The 15,137-nt window shown below is 68.5% G+C and carries 13 protein-coding genes and 1 pseudogene; 9 read left to right on the top strand and 5 right to left on the bottom strand.

The features are described from left to right. The first annotated feature begins 306 nt into the window (after nucleotides 1–306). Nucleotides 307–507: a helix-turn-helix domain-containing protein gene (locus AB0C27_RS06405; RefSeq protein WP_357838753.1), complete on the top strand. Its 201-nt coding sequence runs from the start codon at nucleotides 307–309 to the stop codon at nucleotides 505–507. A 1-nt stretch (nucleotide 508) separates the two neighbouring features. After that, nucleotides 509–1,981 carry a tyrosine-type recombinase/integrase gene (locus AB0C27_RS06400; protein ID WP_357838750.1) on the top strand — a complete coding sequence of 491 codons (1,473 nt, stop codon included), beginning with the start codon at nucleotides 509–511 and terminating at the stop codon, nucleotides 1,979–1,981. A 476-nt stretch (nucleotides 1,982–2,457) separates the two neighbouring features. On the opposite strand, the gene AB0C27_RS06395 is transcribed toward AB0C27_RS06400, so the two are convergent. Then, on the bottom strand, nucleotides 2,458–2,682 hold the full coding sequence (locus tag AB0C27_RS06395; protein ID WP_357840714.1) for a hypothetical protein: 225 nt from the start codon (nucleotides 2,680–2,682) through the stop codon (nucleotides 2,458–2,460). On the opposite strand from AB0C27_RS06395, the gene AB0C27_RS06390 reads away from it, so the two are divergent. From AB0C27_RS06390 to AB0C27_RS06370, 5 genes are all read left to right on the top strand, one after another. Further along, nucleotides 2,664–2,921: a DUF4244 domain-containing protein gene (locus AB0C27_RS06390; protein WP_357838748.1), complete on the top strand. Its 258-nt coding sequence runs from the start codon at nucleotides 2,664–2,666 to the stop codon at nucleotides 2,919–2,921. The two genes, AB0C27_RS06395 and AB0C27_RS06390, sit on opposite strands and share 19 nt — an antisense overlap. A 23-nt stretch (nucleotides 2,922–2,944) precedes the next feature. Beyond that, nucleotides 2,945–3,328 carry a TadE family type IV pilus minor pilin gene (locus tag AB0C27_RS06385; RefSeq protein WP_357838745.1) on the top strand — a complete coding sequence of 128 codons (384 nt, stop codon included), beginning with the start codon at nucleotides 2,945–2,947 and terminating at the stop codon, nucleotides 3,326–3,328. A 40-nt stretch (nucleotides 3,329–3,368) separates the two neighbouring features. Next, on the top strand, nucleotides 3,369–3,761 hold the full coding sequence (locus AB0C27_RS06380) for an Rv3654c family TadE-like protein (RefSeq protein ID WP_357838742.1): 393 nt from the start codon (nucleotides 3,369–3,371) through the stop codon (nucleotides 3,759–3,761). Nucleotides 3,762–4,055: 294 nt separating this feature from the next. Next, nucleotides 4,056–4,184 carry a hypothetical protein gene (locus tag AB0C27_RS06375; protein ID WP_357838739.1) on the top strand — a complete coding sequence of 43 codons (129 nt, stop codon included), beginning with the start codon at nucleotides 4,056–4,058 and terminating at the stop codon, nucleotides 4,182–4,184. 838 nt (nucleotides 4,185–5,022) lie between these two features. Next, on the top strand, nucleotides 5,023–7,380 hold the full coding sequence (locus tag AB0C27_RS06370) for a hypothetical protein (protein WP_357838736.1): 2,358 nt from the start codon (nucleotides 5,023–5,025) through the stop codon (nucleotides 7,378–7,380). A gap of 186 nt (nucleotides 7,381–7,566) precedes the next feature. Here the strand turns inward: AB0C27_RS06370 and AB0C27_RS06365 are convergent, their stop codons facing one another. Further along, nucleotides 7,567–9,873 (bottom strand): DEAD/DEAH box helicase, encoded by a 2,307-nt coding sequence (locus tag AB0C27_RS06365; protein WP_357838733.1) that lies wholly within the window; start codon nucleotides 9,871–9,873, stop codon nucleotides 7,567–7,569. A gap of 409 nt (nucleotides 9,874–10,282) precedes the next feature. Here AB0C27_RS06365 and AB0C27_RS06360 point away from each other — a divergent pair, with 409 nt between their 5' ends. Both AB0C27_RS06360 and AB0C27_RS06355 read left to right on the top strand, forming a co-directional pair. Continuing rightward, nucleotides 10,283–10,633, top strand: coding sequence for an STAS domain-containing protein (locus AB0C27_RS06360; RefSeq protein WP_043629845.1), 351 nt, complete (start codon nucleotides 10,283–10,285; stop codon nucleotides 10,631–10,633). 1 nt (nucleotide 10,634) lies between these two features. Then, nucleotides 10,635–11,054: an ATP-binding protein gene (locus tag AB0C27_RS06355; protein WP_357838730.1), complete on the top strand. Its 420-nt coding sequence runs from the start codon at nucleotides 10,635–10,637 to the stop codon at nucleotides 11,052–11,054. A gap of 323 nt (nucleotides 11,055–11,377) precedes the next feature. On the opposite strand, the gene AB0C27_RS06350 is transcribed toward AB0C27_RS06355, so the two are convergent. The 3 genes and pseudogenes from AB0C27_RS06350 to AB0C27_RS06340 all read right to left on the bottom strand — a co-directional run bounded on the left by AB0C27_RS06350 (nucleotide 11,378) and on the right by AB0C27_RS06340 (nucleotide 15,064). Further along, nucleotides 11,378–12,205 (bottom strand): D-ribose ABC transporter substrate-binding protein, encoded by an 828-nt coding sequence (locus AB0C27_RS06350; RefSeq protein ID WP_357838728.1) that lies wholly within the window; start codon nucleotides 12,203–12,205, stop codon nucleotides 11,378–11,380. 286 nt (nucleotides 12,206–12,491) lie between these two features. Beyond that, nucleotides 12,492–13,445 (bottom strand): annotated as a pseudogene (locus AB0C27_RS06345) (ABC transporter permease); the annotation flags it as partial. 113 nt (nucleotides 13,446–13,558) lie between these two features. Beyond that, nucleotides 13,559–15,064, bottom strand: a complete 1,506-nt coding sequence (locus tag AB0C27_RS06340) for a sugar ABC transporter ATP-binding protein (protein WP_357838726.1) — start codon at nucleotides 15,062–15,064, stop codon at nucleotides 13,559–13,561. Nucleotides 15,065–15,137 lie beyond the last annotated feature (73 nt).

Below are 15,137 nucleotides of genomic sequence, written 5' to 3'. Positions count from 1 at the left end.
CGACCAGGCAAAACGCGCGAAGCACCCTTCAATGGTTCGGGTTGCTGCTATTGGGGCTGGGTCTTGTTCCCTGATGCCTGCCTTCGCTGCGCGTGCGGTGCTCAACCACCACCTTGGGTGGGTGGGTGGGCCCGCCCCAGAATGGGAAAGGAGTCTTACCGACTGCGTAATCTCCGGCGATACGACATTCCCCGAATGCAAAAGACGCAATTCCCTTCAACGAACTTCGGAAGTGACTGATAAGGCGGGCCTGTTCTGGCCTGCAACTGGCCCGTAGCTGGCCCGTGGCCGCTGGGAGAAAGGTGAATGAGAATGAGTCAAGAAACGTTCCTGACGATCGCTGATGCCCGTCGTATCCTGCGGGTTCCCCGCTCGACGTTCTATCGATGGCTGGCCACCGGACGCGGTCCGGAAACATATCGGATCCCTAATGGAGAAAGGCGGATAAAGCACGATGATTGGTTAAAATGGTTAGAGGGTCAAAAAACGGAAACAGGAGGCGGTTAGCATGACGGCGATCGACATTCAATTCTGGAAGATCCGCAAGCGTGAGGGGCGTAAGAAGCCGTGGGAATTACGGTGGAGAATCAACGCGAACCCCTATTCTCTGTCCTTCCTCACCAAAGTACTAGCCCAGAAATTCCAGTCGCAGCTCACCCGGGCGGCCGAGACCGTAGGGGAGGAGTGGGACCTGCGCACCGGGCAACCGGTCTCCTGGACCCGCCAGCAACGCACCTGGTTCGACCACTCCTGCGACGTGGCATCGGCCGAATGGGACGGTTCTGCTGCCAACAGCCGTAAGCGGCTGGCCGATTCCCTGGCCGAGATCACCATGGCCATGTTGCAAGACTCCATCACAGCCCGGCGCACTCGGCCCCCGGACGCGACCCTGCGCAAAGCCCTCAAGCAATGGGCCTACCGGCCCGGCCGGATCGCCTCCGAAACCGTGCCCGACGACGTCGCCGCAGCACTGGCCTGGCTCGGCAACCACTCACGGCCGGTCGCTGAATTAGCCGATCAGGAACACCTGCGTACCCTGCTGGCAGCGATCAAGAAACTCCAGAACGGCAAGCAGGCGGCAGCCACTACCGCGCGCACCCGCCGGGCGATCCTGTACAAGTGCCTGGATCGCGCCCTGTCGGCCAAGCTGATCGGCATCAACCCGCTGCCCGCGATGAAGACCCGGCGGCGTCACCTCGATGACGCGGTCTCCCCGGTCACCGTGCCGACCCTGGCGCAAGCGCGACGGCTGCTGTGGGCGGTGCGCGAACTACGCGGTCACGGCCAACACCGTGACCGGGGACCGCATCTGTTCGCCCTGTTCTGCCTGATGTTCTTCGCCGGGGTTCGCCCATCGGAGGGGCTGGATCTGAAGGTCGCACAGTGCCACCTGCCCATGGGCGGTGGCTGGGGCAGCATCACCCTGGAGGGGGCCTGCCCCGATGTCGGCGAACTGTGGACCGACGACGGCGAACGCCACGACACGCGTGGGCTCAAACACCGCAGCAACAAGACCGTCCGCCCGGTCCCGATCCCCCCGGAACTGGTGGTCGTTCTGCGCCTGCACCTGCTGACCTACCCCCCGGCCCCGGACGGGCGGCTGTTCTATGACGGCCCCGACCAGGGCAAGGTGCCCGGTCAGGTGTATCGGTCGGTGTGGCGACGTGCCCGCAAAGCCGCTCTCGACCCGTCAGAGCATGCCTCCGACGTCGCCAGACGGCCCTATGACCTGCGGCACGCCAACGCCAGCATGCTGATCGCGGCGGGCGTAGATACAGCCGAGATCGCGCGGCGGCTGGGCCACTCCATCCGTACCCTGCTCACCACCTACGCCCACTGGATCCGGGGTGGTGAAGAGGCGGCCAACGCCCGGATAGAGGCGGCTCTCTCTGCCGAAACGATCACCGACAACGCCCTGACCTGCGAAAACGGAAACGACGGGCCAGTCACGGGCCAACCGGGCAAACACGGGGCAGCATAGCCGTAAAACCCCAGATCAACCCCCTGATTGTGGATAAGCGATCGTTCTCCCCAGAACGCCGTTCGGCTGCTCAGCGCCACCCCCGCTTCAGCGACCCTTGGACTCCCGCCGGGCAATCCACCGGCCCTCAACACCTGGAGGCAAGATGCAGAGTCCCGCCACCACGCCAGACAACATCGAAGCCACGCCAGACCACGCCTACCTGACCAAGCCCGCTCATCCACGCGGCCACTTCATCCGCAGCCCGACAGCCACCCCGTCCTCGCGCCCCAACTCGAAGCCCACAGCGACACGCCCCCAAACACCCAGCCTCATCACCAAGGCCCACAAACCCCACACAGCTCCACAAGCCGCCCCCGTCCAAACCTCAGCGCAAGCGCGACCCTCAGCCCAAACGCACAGGCGATCCCAAACACGCAGGTCCGCTTCAGCCCGACAGCAAGCCCCGGCCTCAACTCGAGCCTCGGCCCAAGCCCTCACCCCAACGTCAGCCCAAGCCTCAACTCATGCGTCAGCCAAGGCATCGACTCGGGCGTCCGCTCAAGCGTCGACTTCAACGCCAGTACAAGCCGCCAGCTCACCGTCAGCTCAAGCGACAGCGGCAGCGCCGACTCGGGCGTTCGCTCGCGCGTCGAATCGAGCGTCCACGCAAGCTCCCATCCAAGCGTCAGCGTCAGTCCCTGTGCCCACGTCAGCCTCAACCCACAGCCCCGTGCCCAGCCGGCCCCGGTCCGCCCGAATCACATGGCCGCGTTTCAGCAAGTGGGTCCATTACGCGACCGTCAATCGAGAGCGCGGCATGTCCACAGCCGAGTACGCGGTCGGAACCATCGCAGCCTGCGCTTTCGCCGCTCTCCTCTTCAAAGTCGTGAGTAGCCCCGAAGTGCAGGAAATGCTGACAGCCCTCATCAATCGAGCACTCAACACCACCAAGGAATGACACCCCGCCACACGGGGACCTCCATGAGCGCCAAGCGGACGGCATCGCGCGGTTCGGTCACGGCCGAGACCGCCGCGATGCTGCCCGCGCTCATGGTCGTCCTGGCGGCCGCTCTCTGGGCCATTCAGACGGTCAGCGTCCAACTCGAATGCGTGGACGCGGCCCGCGCCGCCGCCCGAGCCGCAGCCAGGGGCGAGCCGCTGGACCAGGTCCACGACTACGCCCGAGCAGTCACGAGCCCGAAGGCGCAAGTGGTCATCACCCGCGACACAGAGTTCACGAAAGTGCAGATCACCGTGGATGTACACCCCTCCTGGGCGCAGTCCCTCCCGGCGGTCAACGTCTCGGCCACGGCCACTGCGAGGACCGAACCCTGGCCCGACAAGGGCGATGCTCCCGACCGGTAGACCTCAACGTCCATCCTCGACAGACAGGAGCTGTCCCAGCATGCAGCACGAACGAGGCTCGGCCACCCTCTGGGGCGTGGCGCTCATGGGCCTGCTGATGGCGATCGCCACGGCGTTCGCGACCGTGGGTTCCGTACGCGTCGCCCGCCATCACGTCAACGGCGCTGCCGACCTCAGCGCCCTGGCAGCCGCCAAGCTGGCGTTGACCGATCCAGAGGGCGCCTGCGACAGAGCTTCCGCGGTGGCCGCCCAGAACGACGTCGAGCTGACGCGATGCGTGGTCAACGACGACTTCGCCGACGTCTGGACCACGCTCCCGATCTCGCTCCCGTTATTAGGCACCCGCACCCTGACGGGCAGATCCCGTGCCGGCCCTGCAGGCCCCACCCCTGGGCAAACCCTCACCGTTCACGTACAAGCTGAGCACCCCTGACGGCGAGTGCTCATCGGCCAGAACATGCCCGATACGAAGCCGCGGACCCTCGCACCACGACACGATGTGCGTGATTGCGCTCGGCGCCGGATCTGCGAGGACATGACTGCTTGGGCGGCCAGGTGCCCTGTGCGGTTATGGACGTGCCGGGTGATCCGCAGAGGAGATGTTGATTGCGGCGCCACCCAGTGGCTGATCAACGGGCCGGCCCACACCGCCAATCGGTCGGCCCACGCTGCGCCGCAAGCGTCCGGCCCACGCTGCGCCGCAATCGGCTGGCCCACACCGCGCCGCATGATCAAGCTCGGCGTCCTGGCCGCCCTCGCTCAGCGCATCGTGGCCCGCTATCACGTAAATGACATGACCTGCGAAGAGGGCGTGGATTACCTCCGTCACAGCCTTGCCCTGGCCGGCCGCACCTGATCTGCTCCTCACCCGGCACGGCGTACACCGCCCGGCCTCTCGGGCACCTGGCCGAGCGGCTACGACGACGCTGGCGAGCCCTACGCCTCCGCCTGGCAGGTCGGGTTGGGCCGTGCACCGACGGGTCGGGCCGTGCGCAGTTGGGTCGGGTCGTGTGCTGTCGGGTCAGGTCGGGTCGGGCGCAGACAGCCGGCCGGGTCGTGGCGGGTTGCATGCCCAGAAACCCGACCCGTGCTTTGTGACGGTTGGGGCTTGCGGGGCTAGGTCGCAATCGAGTCACGACTTCTTGGACGTGGTGTCCAAGAGTTGATTATGTCCCGTAAGGTTCCGCTTACCCTCGGTCCATGCCGTATGTGACAGGGAGTCTGGGAGAGCAGGAACGCAGTCGCTAAGGTGCGGGTCGAGGGACGGTCGGTGACCGTATCGGCCGGCGCACACTGCACTTCCGGTCGTCGCGTGAACGCCCCGAGGGTGCTCAGGCGGCGCGAGGCTCTCGTTGGAGGGAAGCGTCGTGACGGTAGTCGGCAGAATGGTGGCCGCGGGGACGATTGCGGCTGGATTCCTCGCCTTTTGCGGACCCGCCCATGCGGCCGTTGCGACAGGACAAACGGGTTATACGGGGCATGGTGCGACCGCCGGTTGGGCTCAGTCAGCGTGGAGAGCCGGTCCTTCCGGCCTGGCCAGCTCGACCTGGCAGGCTGGCTCGACCCAGCAGACTGACTCGACCCGGCGGGCTGACTCCACCTCGCGGGCTGACTCTGCGGGGCAGATCACCTCGCCGTCTGACGGTCAGGTGGTTTCCAGCTCTTCCGTCACTGTTTCCGCGCGTACTGGGCTGATGCAGTTGACCGTAGGGCTGTACGTGGAAGGGCCCTCCACGCCCAGTCAGAAGGTCGCCTCCGGCGGAGCCAACCAGACGATCTCCGGGACGTTCGAGGCCGGCGATGCCCCCAACGGCTCGTTCACCGTGATCCTCAAGGGAGAGATCACCGGGACCAGGTACGCGAGCAGCACGTTCAAGCTGCGCCGGCCCGCGGAGGCGCCGGGGAACGTGCAGGCGAGCAAGCAGGGGGCCGAGAAGGTCGTCGTGACCTGGAGCAAGGGATCCGAGCCCGACCTCCAGTCCTACGAGGTCTCCAACACGCAGTCCGGCGTCGTCGGGAGACTGCCTGCCGACAGCGCGTGCTCCGGCTCCTCGTGCAAGGCGGTGCTCGCCGTGCCGCCCAAGGCGGCGGGGCAGCGGGTGGGCTTCACGGTGAAGGCCTTCCGAGGGGACGGCGACGGCGGGTCGATCGCCTCGGACGACTCGGCGGCGGCGTACATCGCCTTCCCCGCCGCACCGTCCGCCCAGCCGACGAAGAAGAAGACGACGACCGACGGGCGGCAGACGACGAGGAGCCGAGACTCCAGGGGTGTCGAAGCGCTGCCCACTCTGCCCGCCAGGAGGCAAGCCGTTCCGTCGGCCAAGCCGACGACCCGTAAGCCGGCGACGACGAAGCTCCCTGGTATCCCCGATGCCGATCCGAGCGGGAACCTGCCGATCCCCGACGCAGACCAGCAGGGCGAGAACGGTGGACTGGTTCCGGCGGACGCGAAGGGTGGCGATGAATCGGCTCCGGTGCAGAGCGACGGAGTGAAGGCCCAGTCGAGCGAGTCGCCGATCGGGAACATCGGGCAGTACGGACTGTACGTGGCGGGAGGAATCGTTCTGCTTCTGCTCGGCGCCCATGCGGGTGCGTGGGCGCGGCGGCGCGCGCTCGCCACCGAAGGAGGCGGTTCTACTCGTCCACCTGCGGGCGCTGTCCAGACGAGCGCGCCGACCGGTGTGGTGCCGCCGACCGCCAAGGTCGTCACCGGTGCGGAGAGCGTTCAGGCGGATGGCGGTCCATCACCGGCGGCGTCGGTGCGGCGCAGGCCCGCCGTCATTCTGGCGGTGGCCAGGACGCGCGTTCCCGAGGCGGCGCCGGCCCGAACCGCGCGACCGGACCTGGACCTGGACCCGGACCCGGACCTGGGCGTCGGCCTCGGCGTGAAGGAGTCTCCGTCGTCGGCGTCGGGCATGGAATCGCCGCAGAACGTTCTGGGACGGCAGCAGGCGGTGGCCGGTGAGTTGCCGTGGGAGATGCATGAGCGTCAACTGGATGACGCCGATGGGTCCCCCTTGGAGGGCGGAGGGCACGAGGGGGAATCGGTCGATCGTCCGTCCTCCAAGGCTCGTCGGCAGGAGGGGGAAACGACTGGTCGTTTGTCGGCCGACGCTCGTAGGCAGGAGAGGGCGGAGGATCGGCTGTCGTCCGGTGATCGCGGGCATCGGCAGGGGACGGCTGATCGGGTGCCGCCGGAGGTTCGAGGGCATCAGGGGGAGACGGTTCGGCGGTTGTCGTTGGAGGCGCGGGGACATCGGGAGGAGACGGCTGGTCGGCTGTCGTCTGATGCTCGTGGGCAGGAGCAGGGAGCCGTTGGTCGGTTGCCGTCCGATGCTCGTGGGCGGGAGCGGGAGGCGGCTGGTGAGGCGCCTTCCGGGCCGACTGGGCGGGCGGCGAGGACTGTTGGTGAGCCGCCGTACAGCGCTCGGAGGCAGCGTCTGTCGTCGGGTGCCGAGCAGCCGTCGTATGGCGAAGAGTCGGTGGGGTCGTCGTACGACGAGGGGCTGGGGCGGTCGTCGTATGGCGAAGAGTCAGTGCGGTCGTCGTTCGGTGAGGGGGCGGGGCGGGCGCGGGTTGCGGGGGCGCCGTCGGATGGTGCTCGGCGGTCGGCGCATCTTGCTGACTCGGGGTTCTACCTGCCCGGGCCGTCGGCGCGGGCTGCGGCTCCGTCGCCGTATGTGGCCGGGGCGTTCTCGGTGCACGTCGATGTGGAGCACGTACGGACGAAGGACGTTGAGCACGTACGGGCGCGGGACGAGGTGCGGGGAGGGCAGGAGGCGCAGGGGGTGGCGGTGCGGCTCGCGCTTCCTCGGTCGGCGGCGACGGAGGTGTCCGAGCCGGCTGCGGCGGCGCTTCCCGCGCGTCTTGAGGAGCGGTGGGACGACTACCTGCCGCCCGCGCCCAGGTCCATGGAGGACAGCGGGTTCTGGGAGCGTCCGCAGCCAGGGGCGGCTGATTTCTGGGCTGCCGATGATGAAGCGGTTGAAGGTGACGATAAGGACGGGTCGCGGAGTGCCGTGGGACGTCGGCATATAGGGGGCGAGAGTTAGCGGGTTTGCCGGATTGTGGAGGTGTTGGTCAGATTTGAGGGGCCTTCGGGGCTTCCTTCCTCGTTCGCTCTGAAGTCTCCCGAGATCCGGCAGGTGGCGGTTGTCGGGGACTCGGAAAGCGATCTGTTCGTGTTGGTGTGCTTCGCCCGGCATTCCTTGTCGGGGTGAGTCGTCGCGGTTTGTGGTTCATCGAGGGGTGAGGAGGGTGTCGAGGAGGCGGACGGCGCCGCGCTTGTGCAGGGGTTCGTTGCCGTTGCCGCACTTCGGGGACTGGATGCAGGACGGGCAGCCCCGTTCGCACTCGCAGGACAGGATCGCCTCGCGCGTGGCCGTCAGCCAGTCCGTGGCGCGGGCGTAGCCGCGTTCGGCGAAGCCGGCGCCGCCCTCGTGGCCGTCGTACACGAAGACGGTGAGCAGGCCGGTGTCGGCGTGCAGTTCGGTGGAGACGCCGCCGATGTCCCAGCGGTCGCAGGTGGCGAAGAGCGGGAGCAGGCCGATGGAGGCGTGTTCGGCCGCGTGGGCCGCGCCGCCGAGGTCGATGCCGGCTTCGGCGAGTGGGGTCACCGCGGAGGCGGGGAGTGTCCACCAGACCGCTCGGGTGCGGAGGGTGCGCGGCGGCAGGTCCAGAGGCTCGTCGCCGAGCATCTCGCCCGACTGGAGGCGTCGTTTGAGGTAGGAGACCACTTGGCGGGTCACCTCGACCTCGCCGAAGTGCAGGGTGCCGGAGCCGAGAGCGGTGGAGCGTTCTGTGGCGAGGATGGAGATGTCGGTGATGTCGCGGGCGAACGTCGTGTAGTCGGGATTCGCGCTGGAGACCAGAGCCACGCCGGCCTCCAGGTCCAGGAGCTCCACCAGGAACGTTTCGCCCTGGTGGAGGTAGATCGCGCCGGTGTGGACCGTCGTGTGCGCCGAAGGCTCGTCCACACTGCCCAGGAGACGGCCTGTGGACGACTCCACGACCTGGATGGGGGCGCCCCCGCCGCCGCGGATGTCGGCGAGGTCGGTGGCGCGCTCGCGCCTGGTCCAGAACCAGCCCGCCGGACGCTTCCTGAGCAGGTTCTGCGCTACCAGGTCCTCGAGCACGTCGGACGTGGTCGGGCCGAAGATCGGCAGGTCGTCCTCGGTCAGCGGGATCTCGGCGGCGGCGGCGCAGAGATGCGGGCCCAGGACGTACGGATTGCCCGGATCGAGGACGATCGCCTCCACGGGCTGGCCGAACAGCGCCTGGGGGTGGTGCACCAGGTAGGTGTCCAGCGGGTCGTCCCTGGCGATCAGCACGGCGAGGGCGTCCTGCCCGTCGCGGCCCGCTCGGCCCGCCTGCTGCCAGAGGGAGGCCCGGGTGCCCGGCCAGCCTGCGATCAGGACGGCGTCGAGACCTGAGACGTCTACGCCGAGTTCGAGGGCGTTCGTGGTGGCCAGGCCCATGATGGTGCCCGCGCGCAGGGCCTTCTCCAGGAGGCGGCGGTCTTCGGCGAGGTAGCCGGCTCGGTAGGCGGCGATCTTGTTGGGGAGGTCGGCCAGGTCGGAGGAGTCGAGGTTGGAGCCGTGGTGTGGAGCGTCGGGGATTGCCCAGGTCAGGGGGCTTTGCGGGGCAATGGGGTCTTGCTGCCCCTGCTGTGCTTGGTGTCCTTGCCGGAGAGGGGAGTCGGTGGGGTGGTCGGCTGCGTGCGCGGCTGGGGCGTTTGTGGGGGTTGGGAGGGGAGCTGGCGGGGTGTGGGGGGTGGTGGGGGTTGGGGTGGGGAAGGGCGGGGAGATGGAGAAGGCTACGTCGGCTAGTTTGGCGCGGGCGGACAGGGCGACTGTTTCGGCTCCTCGGCGGGAGCGGATGAAGGCGAGCGTGCGTACGTCGGCGAGGACGAGGTCCGCCAGGAGGTCGGCCGCCTCGGCCGTGGCCGTCCGCCGTACAGGAGCCCCTCCCTCGCCCCGTAGTTCCGTCAGAGGCGGCTCCCACAGCGCGATGGTGGTTGACCCCTTGGGTGAGGCGTCCACCGTCACCTCGTCCATCTCAAGCCCCGTCAGCCTCATCGCGAACGCCCCGGGCTCGCTCGCCGTCGCGGAGGCGAGCAGGAACGTGGGGCGGGAGTTGTAGCGGGCGCAGGCGCGGCGCAGGCGGCGCAGGATCTGGGCCACGTGCGAGCCGAAGACGCCGCGGTAGCCGTGGCACTCGTCCACGACCACCATGCGCAGCCGGCGGAGGAACGACGACCACTGCGCGTGGCGGGGCAGGATGCTGCGGTGGAGCATGTCGGGATTTGTTAGGACGTAGTTGGCGTGCTGGCGTACCCAGGTGCGTTCCTCGAACGGCGTGTCGCCGTCGAAGCAGGCCGCTCGCACCTGGGTGATGCGCAGTTCGCGCAGGCCGCGGAGCTGGTCGGCGGCCAGGGCCTTGGTCGGCGCCAGGTACAGGACGGTGCCGCCGTCGAGGCACGAGGCGACCGCCGGAGTGAGGTACGCCAGGGATTTCCCCGACGCCGTGCCCGTGGAGATGATCACGTTTCGGCCACGGAATGCCAGGTCGGCCGCTTCGTGCTGGTGAGGCCAGAGTCCTGTCACCCCGCGGTTCGCCAAGCGCGTAACAAGTACTTCAGGCGTCCAATCAGGCCATTGGACTTGACCCGCCTGACGTGCTGGAACATGCTCCACATGGGTGACACGCTCGTGACGTGCGGGAACGCCGAGCAGGTGCTGGAGGAGTGGACCTGCCTGTTGTGGGGAGGATCCGGAGGAAGTCACTGTTTCCAGTCTCGCATCGGTGGGCAGAGTCGCCGGGAATCGTGATTTCGTATAGACACAAGCCAGGCGCGTGGTTGAATGCCGCGCGTCGGGGTCGGACAGTCTGGGGCCACGCTCCAGACTGCCAGGCCCGCAAGAGTACTTTCGCAGGCGAGGCGCTGGAGGATCTGTGGATCTGAAGTTGGATCACCGCACCGAAGATCGACTCACCATCGTGGAGGTCGAGGGTGAGATCGATGTCTACACGGCGCCGAGATTGCGTGAGCTTCTCATCGACCTGGTCAACAAGGGCAACTTCCACCTTCTTGTGAACATGGAGAAGGTCGACTTCCTCGACTCCACGGGCCTCGGGGTCCTGGTCGGGGGGCTCAAGCGGGTTCGCGCGCACGACGGCTCCCTGGAGCTGGTCTGCACGCAGGAGCGCATTCTCAAGATCTTCCGGATCACCGGTCTGACCAAGGTCTTCGGGATCTACGCTTCGGTCGACGAGGCCAAGGAAGCTCACGGCAAAGACAAGTAGCATGGCTACCGTCGAGCTGACGTTCAGCGCCCTTCCCGCACACGTGCGGACCGCCCGGCTGGTCGCCACGGCGATCGCCCGGCGCACCGGTGTGGAGGAATCCCTGCTGGACGAAGTCAGGCTCGCTGTGGGGGAGGCGTGTTCCCGGGCAGTCGAGGCGCATCGAGCGCACTGTCCGGGCGAGCCCATCCGCATCGAGCTACGTGACGACTCCGGGCGGTTCGAGGTCACGGTCAGTGACTCGGCCCCCAGCGATGACATCAAGCAGGAACAGCCCCTCGACCTCGGCATGCTCTCCGACTCCTTCATGTCGAACTTCGGCATCGCGGTCATCGAGGGTCTGGCTGATGACGTCGAGGTGTTCCCCAGCCCCAAGGGGACGAACATCCGGATGAGCTGGCCGGCGGCCGTCGGCGTTTGATGGCGGCGTCTGAGCACGACGTCTGATGGCGGTGTGCGATCGGCCGGGTCGGTTTGGGTCGGTTTGGTTCGGTCGGGCCAGGCGGGTGTCAGGTCGTTCGGCCGTTCGGGCTTCTCGGGCGGTTTCGGGTGGCCTGGTGGGGTTTCCTTGGTGTTCCACGGCCCCGTCGGTGTTCCACGGCCCCGTCTCACGTGGCCGGTGTCGTTGAGGGGGGCTGAGCTGGCATGGCTTGCGGAGACGCTCGTACGGGGGCGAGGGGATGCATACGGGTGGGCCAGCCGCGAAGGACGCAGGCGGTTCCTGTGCGGCCGGCCGTGAGCCCCTCATGACGTCTGGAACTCGGACGCGTTCTCCTTGGTCGCCACCTTCACCGGCACCGCCACCGTCTTCTCGACTGTCTCGCCCTTGGCGAGCTTGACGGCCGCGTCCACCGCCTCCTGACCCAGCAGGCGGGGTTGCTGGGCGATGGTGGCGGCCATCGTGCCGGCCTGGACCGCGGCTATGCCGTCCGGGGTGCCGTCGAAGCCGATCACCTTGACCTGCTGCCCGGCCCTCGCGCCGAGTGCCTTGATCGCGCCCAGGGCCATCTCGTCGTTCTCCGCGAAGACGCCCGTCACGTCGGGGTGTGACTGGATGAGGTTGGTCATCACGTCCAGGCCCTTGGTGCGATCGAAGTCGGCCGGTTGTTTGGCCACGATCTTGATCCCGGGGTAGGCGGCGATGCCTTCGGTGAAGCCCTGGCCTCGGTCGCGGGAGGCGGAGGTGCCGGGGGTGCCCTGGAGGACGACCACGGTGCCCTTCTCGCCGAGTTGCTTGGCCAGCTCCTGCGCGGCCAGCTTTCCGCCCGCCACGTTGTCGGAGGCGACGGTCTGCGCCACCTCGGCTCCGTTGACGCCTCGGTCGGCGGCCACCACCGGGATGCGCACGCGTTCGGCCGCCTTGACCGCCGGTGCGGCGGCGTCGGAGTCGACCGGGTTGATGATGACCGCCTTCATGTTCTGGCTGGTGAAGTTCTGGACCTGGTTGACCTGCTGCGAGGCGTCGTTCTGGGCGTCGGTGACGGTCAGCGTGGCCCCGAGCTTCTTGGCCTGGGCCTGGGCGCCGTCGCGGAGCTGGACGAAGTACGGGTTGTTCAGCGTCGACACCGACATGCCGATCTTGATGTCGCCCGCGCCCGCACCCGGGGAGGCGGTGGAGCCGTCCCCGCCCCCGGAGGTCCCGCAAGCCGCCAGTCCAAGGCACAGGCATAGGGAGAACATGGTCAGGCGGAGTGCGCCTGGAGACGTTCCGGGTAGTGCGCCCTGAGGTGGCGCGGGCCTGTGGCGCGCGGGTTGCTGCCGGGGTACGGCCAGGTCAGGTGCGGGTTGATGGCGGGTCGGCTGGCTGGGCTTGGGTGGGTTTGGTATGGGAAAACGCATGGTTTCGCTCCTAAGTGGTGGTCCTGCGGCGGAGGGTGTCGACGAGGACCGCGAGTGCGATGACGACGCCGATCACGACCTGCTGCCAGAACGCGGACACCGACAGCAGGTTCAGGCCGTTGCGCAGGACGGCCAGGATGAGTGCGCCGACGAACGTGCCCAGCGCCCGGCCCTTCCCGCCGGACAGGCTCGCTCCGCCGATCACCACGGCGGCGATGGCGTCGAGTTCGTAGCCGGCCGCCGCCTGGGGTTGCGCCGAGGCCAGGCGGCTGGCCAGGACGATCCCGGCCACTGCGGCAAAGCCCCCGGACAGCGCGTACGTGATGAGCTGCTGCCGGTCCACCTTGATGCCCGACAGCCTGGCGGCCTCGGCGTTGCCGCCGATGGCGTACATGGCGCGGCCGGGGTAGGTCCGGTTGAGGATCACGGCCGTGACCACGCCCATGATCACCATGACGATGACGGGGATCGGCAGGTAGAGGCCGATGGTGTCACCCAGGTGGGAGACGGCCTCCGGCATCGCGATCGGGCTGCCCTGCGAGACGACCAGGGCCAGGCCGCGGGCGATGCCGAGCATGGCCAGCGTGGCGATGAACGGCGGCAGCTTCCCGTACGCGATCAGTGCCGCGTTGACGAGGCCGCACACGACGCCCACGGCCAGCGAGATCACGGTGGCCAGCGGCCACGGCACCCCGGCGGTGGTGGCGGTCCAGGCCAGCGTGATCGCCGACAGAGCCGCCACCGAGCCGACGGACAGGTCGATGCCGCCGGTGACGATCACGAACGTGGACCCGAACGCCAGGATCGCGGTGACGGCGGCCTGGACGCCCACGTTGAGCAGGTTCGTCACGCTGAGGAAGTCGGACGACAGCAGCGACAGCGCCACGACCAGCACGACGAGCGCCGCCAGCGCGCCGTTCTCGGCCAGCCAGGCGGCGGCCGGTGACCGGCGCGCGAGCACGTCAGCGGACATGGGGAGTCTCCATCGGCTGCACGTCAGTGGGCGTGGGAATCCTCCGTCGTGGCCAGGTCAACGGGCTCGGGACCTCTCCATCGCGGGCATGAAAATCCTTCGTCGCGAGCAGGTCAGCGGGCACGGGATCCCTCCACCTCCGTGACGGCCAGGGCCATCACGTCGTCCTGGGTGGCCTCGGTCGCGCGCAACTCGCCGACCAGCCGTCCCCGTGCCATGACCAGGATCCGGTCACTCATCCCGAGCACCTCCGGCAGATCGCTGGAGATCATCAGCACCGCGTGCCCCGAGTCGGTGAGGGCGTTGACGAGCTGGTAGATCTCGACCTTGGCCCCGACGTCGATGCCCCTGGTCGGTTCGTCGAGGATGAGCACGTGCGCGTCGGCCACCAGCCACTTGCCGATGACCACCTTCTGCTGGTTGCCGCCGGACAGGGTGCGTACCTCCTGGTCGAGCCCCGTCATGCGGATGCCGAGCCGCTCGGCCACCTGGGCGGCGGCCGTGCGCAGCCGGGTGCGGTCCACGAAGCCGGCGCGGGTGGCGTCGCGCATGGTGACCAGGCCGAGGTTCTCGCCGATGCCGGCGCCCAGCACGAGGCCCTGGCCCTTGCGGTCCTCGGGCACCAGGCCGAGCCCGGCCTCCATGGCGGCGTGCACGTCGCCGGGCGGCAGCCGTTCGCCGCGTACGACGACCTCGCCCGCGTCGTAGCGGTCGGCGCCGAAGACCGCGCGGGCCACCTCGGTGCGGCCGGCTCCGACGAGCCCCGCCACGCCCACCACCTCGCCCGCGCGCACCTCGAACGACACGTCGTCGAACGCGCCCGCGCGGGTCAGCCCCGACACCCGCAGCAGCGGCTCACCCCGAGGGGACGGGCGGCGCGGGTACTGCTGGTCGATGGGCCGGCCGACCATGAGCCCGACCAGTTCGTCACGGCGGGTGTTCGCCGGGACCTCGGCCACGGACCTGCCGTCGCGCAGCACGGTCACCCGGTCGCCGATCTCGGCGATCTCCTCCAGGTGGTGGGTGATGAAGACGATCGCGACGCCCTCTTCGCGCAACTGCCGCACGATGGTGAACAGCTTGGCGACCTCGCTCGTGGTGAGCACGGCGGTGGGCTCGTCCATGATCAGGATGCGGGCGTGCAGCGCGAGTGCCTTGGCGATCTCCAGCATCTGCATGCGGGCGATGCCCAGCCGGGCGACCGGGGTGCGCGGGTGCACGTCCACGCCGACCCGGTCGAGCAGCCGGGCGGCGTCGCGTTCCATGCGGGCGACGTCCACGAAGCCGAATCTGCGCGGCGGGCGGCCGAGCGCCAGGTTCTCCGCGACCGTGAGCTGCGGGACCAGGTTGAACTCCTGGTAGATGGTCGCGATGCCGAGCCGCTGGGCGTCGCCGGCCGAGTGCGGGTGCACGATGCGGCCGTCCATGCGGACCAGGCCGCCGTCGGGGCGGTAGGCGCCGGAGAGGATCTTGATGAGGGTGCTCTTGCCGGCGCCGTTCTCGCCCAGCAGAACGTGGACCTCGCCGGTACGCAGGCTCAGGTCCACGCCGTCGAGGGCGACGACGCCGGGGAAGACCTTGCGCAGGCCCTCCGCTTTGAGAATCTCCTCCCCGCTCACATAGTGTGATTATCCGTTACGGCGGGTGATGAACCATCGAGTGGTGAGCGGCCCGCGTCCGGGAGGGGTCGGG

The sequence above is a fragment of the Nonomuraea sp. NPDC048882 genome, from assembly GCF_040649755.1.
Lineage (GTDB): Bacteria > Actinomycetota > Actinomycetes > Streptosporangiales > Streptosporangiaceae > Nonomuraea > Nonomuraea maheshkhaliensis.
The sequence above is the reverse complement of the archived record's forward strand: the minus strand, read 5'-3'. Positions and strand labels throughout refer to the sequence as shown.

Excerpts from the sequence above, each read along its gene's own strand:
- AB0C27_RS06405 (WP_357838753.1), top strand. The coding sequence starts at position 307 with ATGAGAATGAGTCAAGAAACGTTCCTGACGATCGCTGATGCCCGTCGT.
- AB0C27_RS06400 (WP_357838750.1), top strand. The coding sequence starts at position 509 with ATGACGGCGATCGACATTCAATTCTGGAAGATCCGCAAGCGTGAGGGG.
- AB0C27_RS06385 (WP_357838745.1), top strand. The coding sequence starts at position 2,945 with ATGAGCGCCAAGCGGACGGCATCGCGCGGTTCGGTCACGGCCGAGACC.
- AB0C27_RS06380 (WP_357838742.1), top strand. The coding sequence starts at position 3,369 with ATGCAGCACGAACGAGGCTCGGCCACCCTCTGGGGCGTGGCGCTCATG.
- AB0C27_RS06375 (WP_357838739.1), top strand. The coding sequence starts at position 4,056 with ATGATCAAGCTCGGCGTCCTGGCCGCCCTCGCTCAGCGCATCGTGGCC.
- AB0C27_RS06370 (WP_357838736.1), top strand. The coding sequence starts at position 5,023 with ATGCAGTTGACCGTAGGGCTGTACGTGGAAGGGCCCTCCACGCCCAGT.
- AB0C27_RS06355 (WP_357838730.1), top strand. The coding sequence starts at position 10,635 with ATGGCTACCGTCGAGCTGACGTTCAGCGCCCTTCCCGCACACGTGCGG.
- AB0C27_RS06350 (WP_357838728.1), bottom strand. The coding sequence starts at position 12,205 with ATGTCGGTGTCGACGCTGAACAACCCGTACTTCGTCCAGCTCCGCGAC.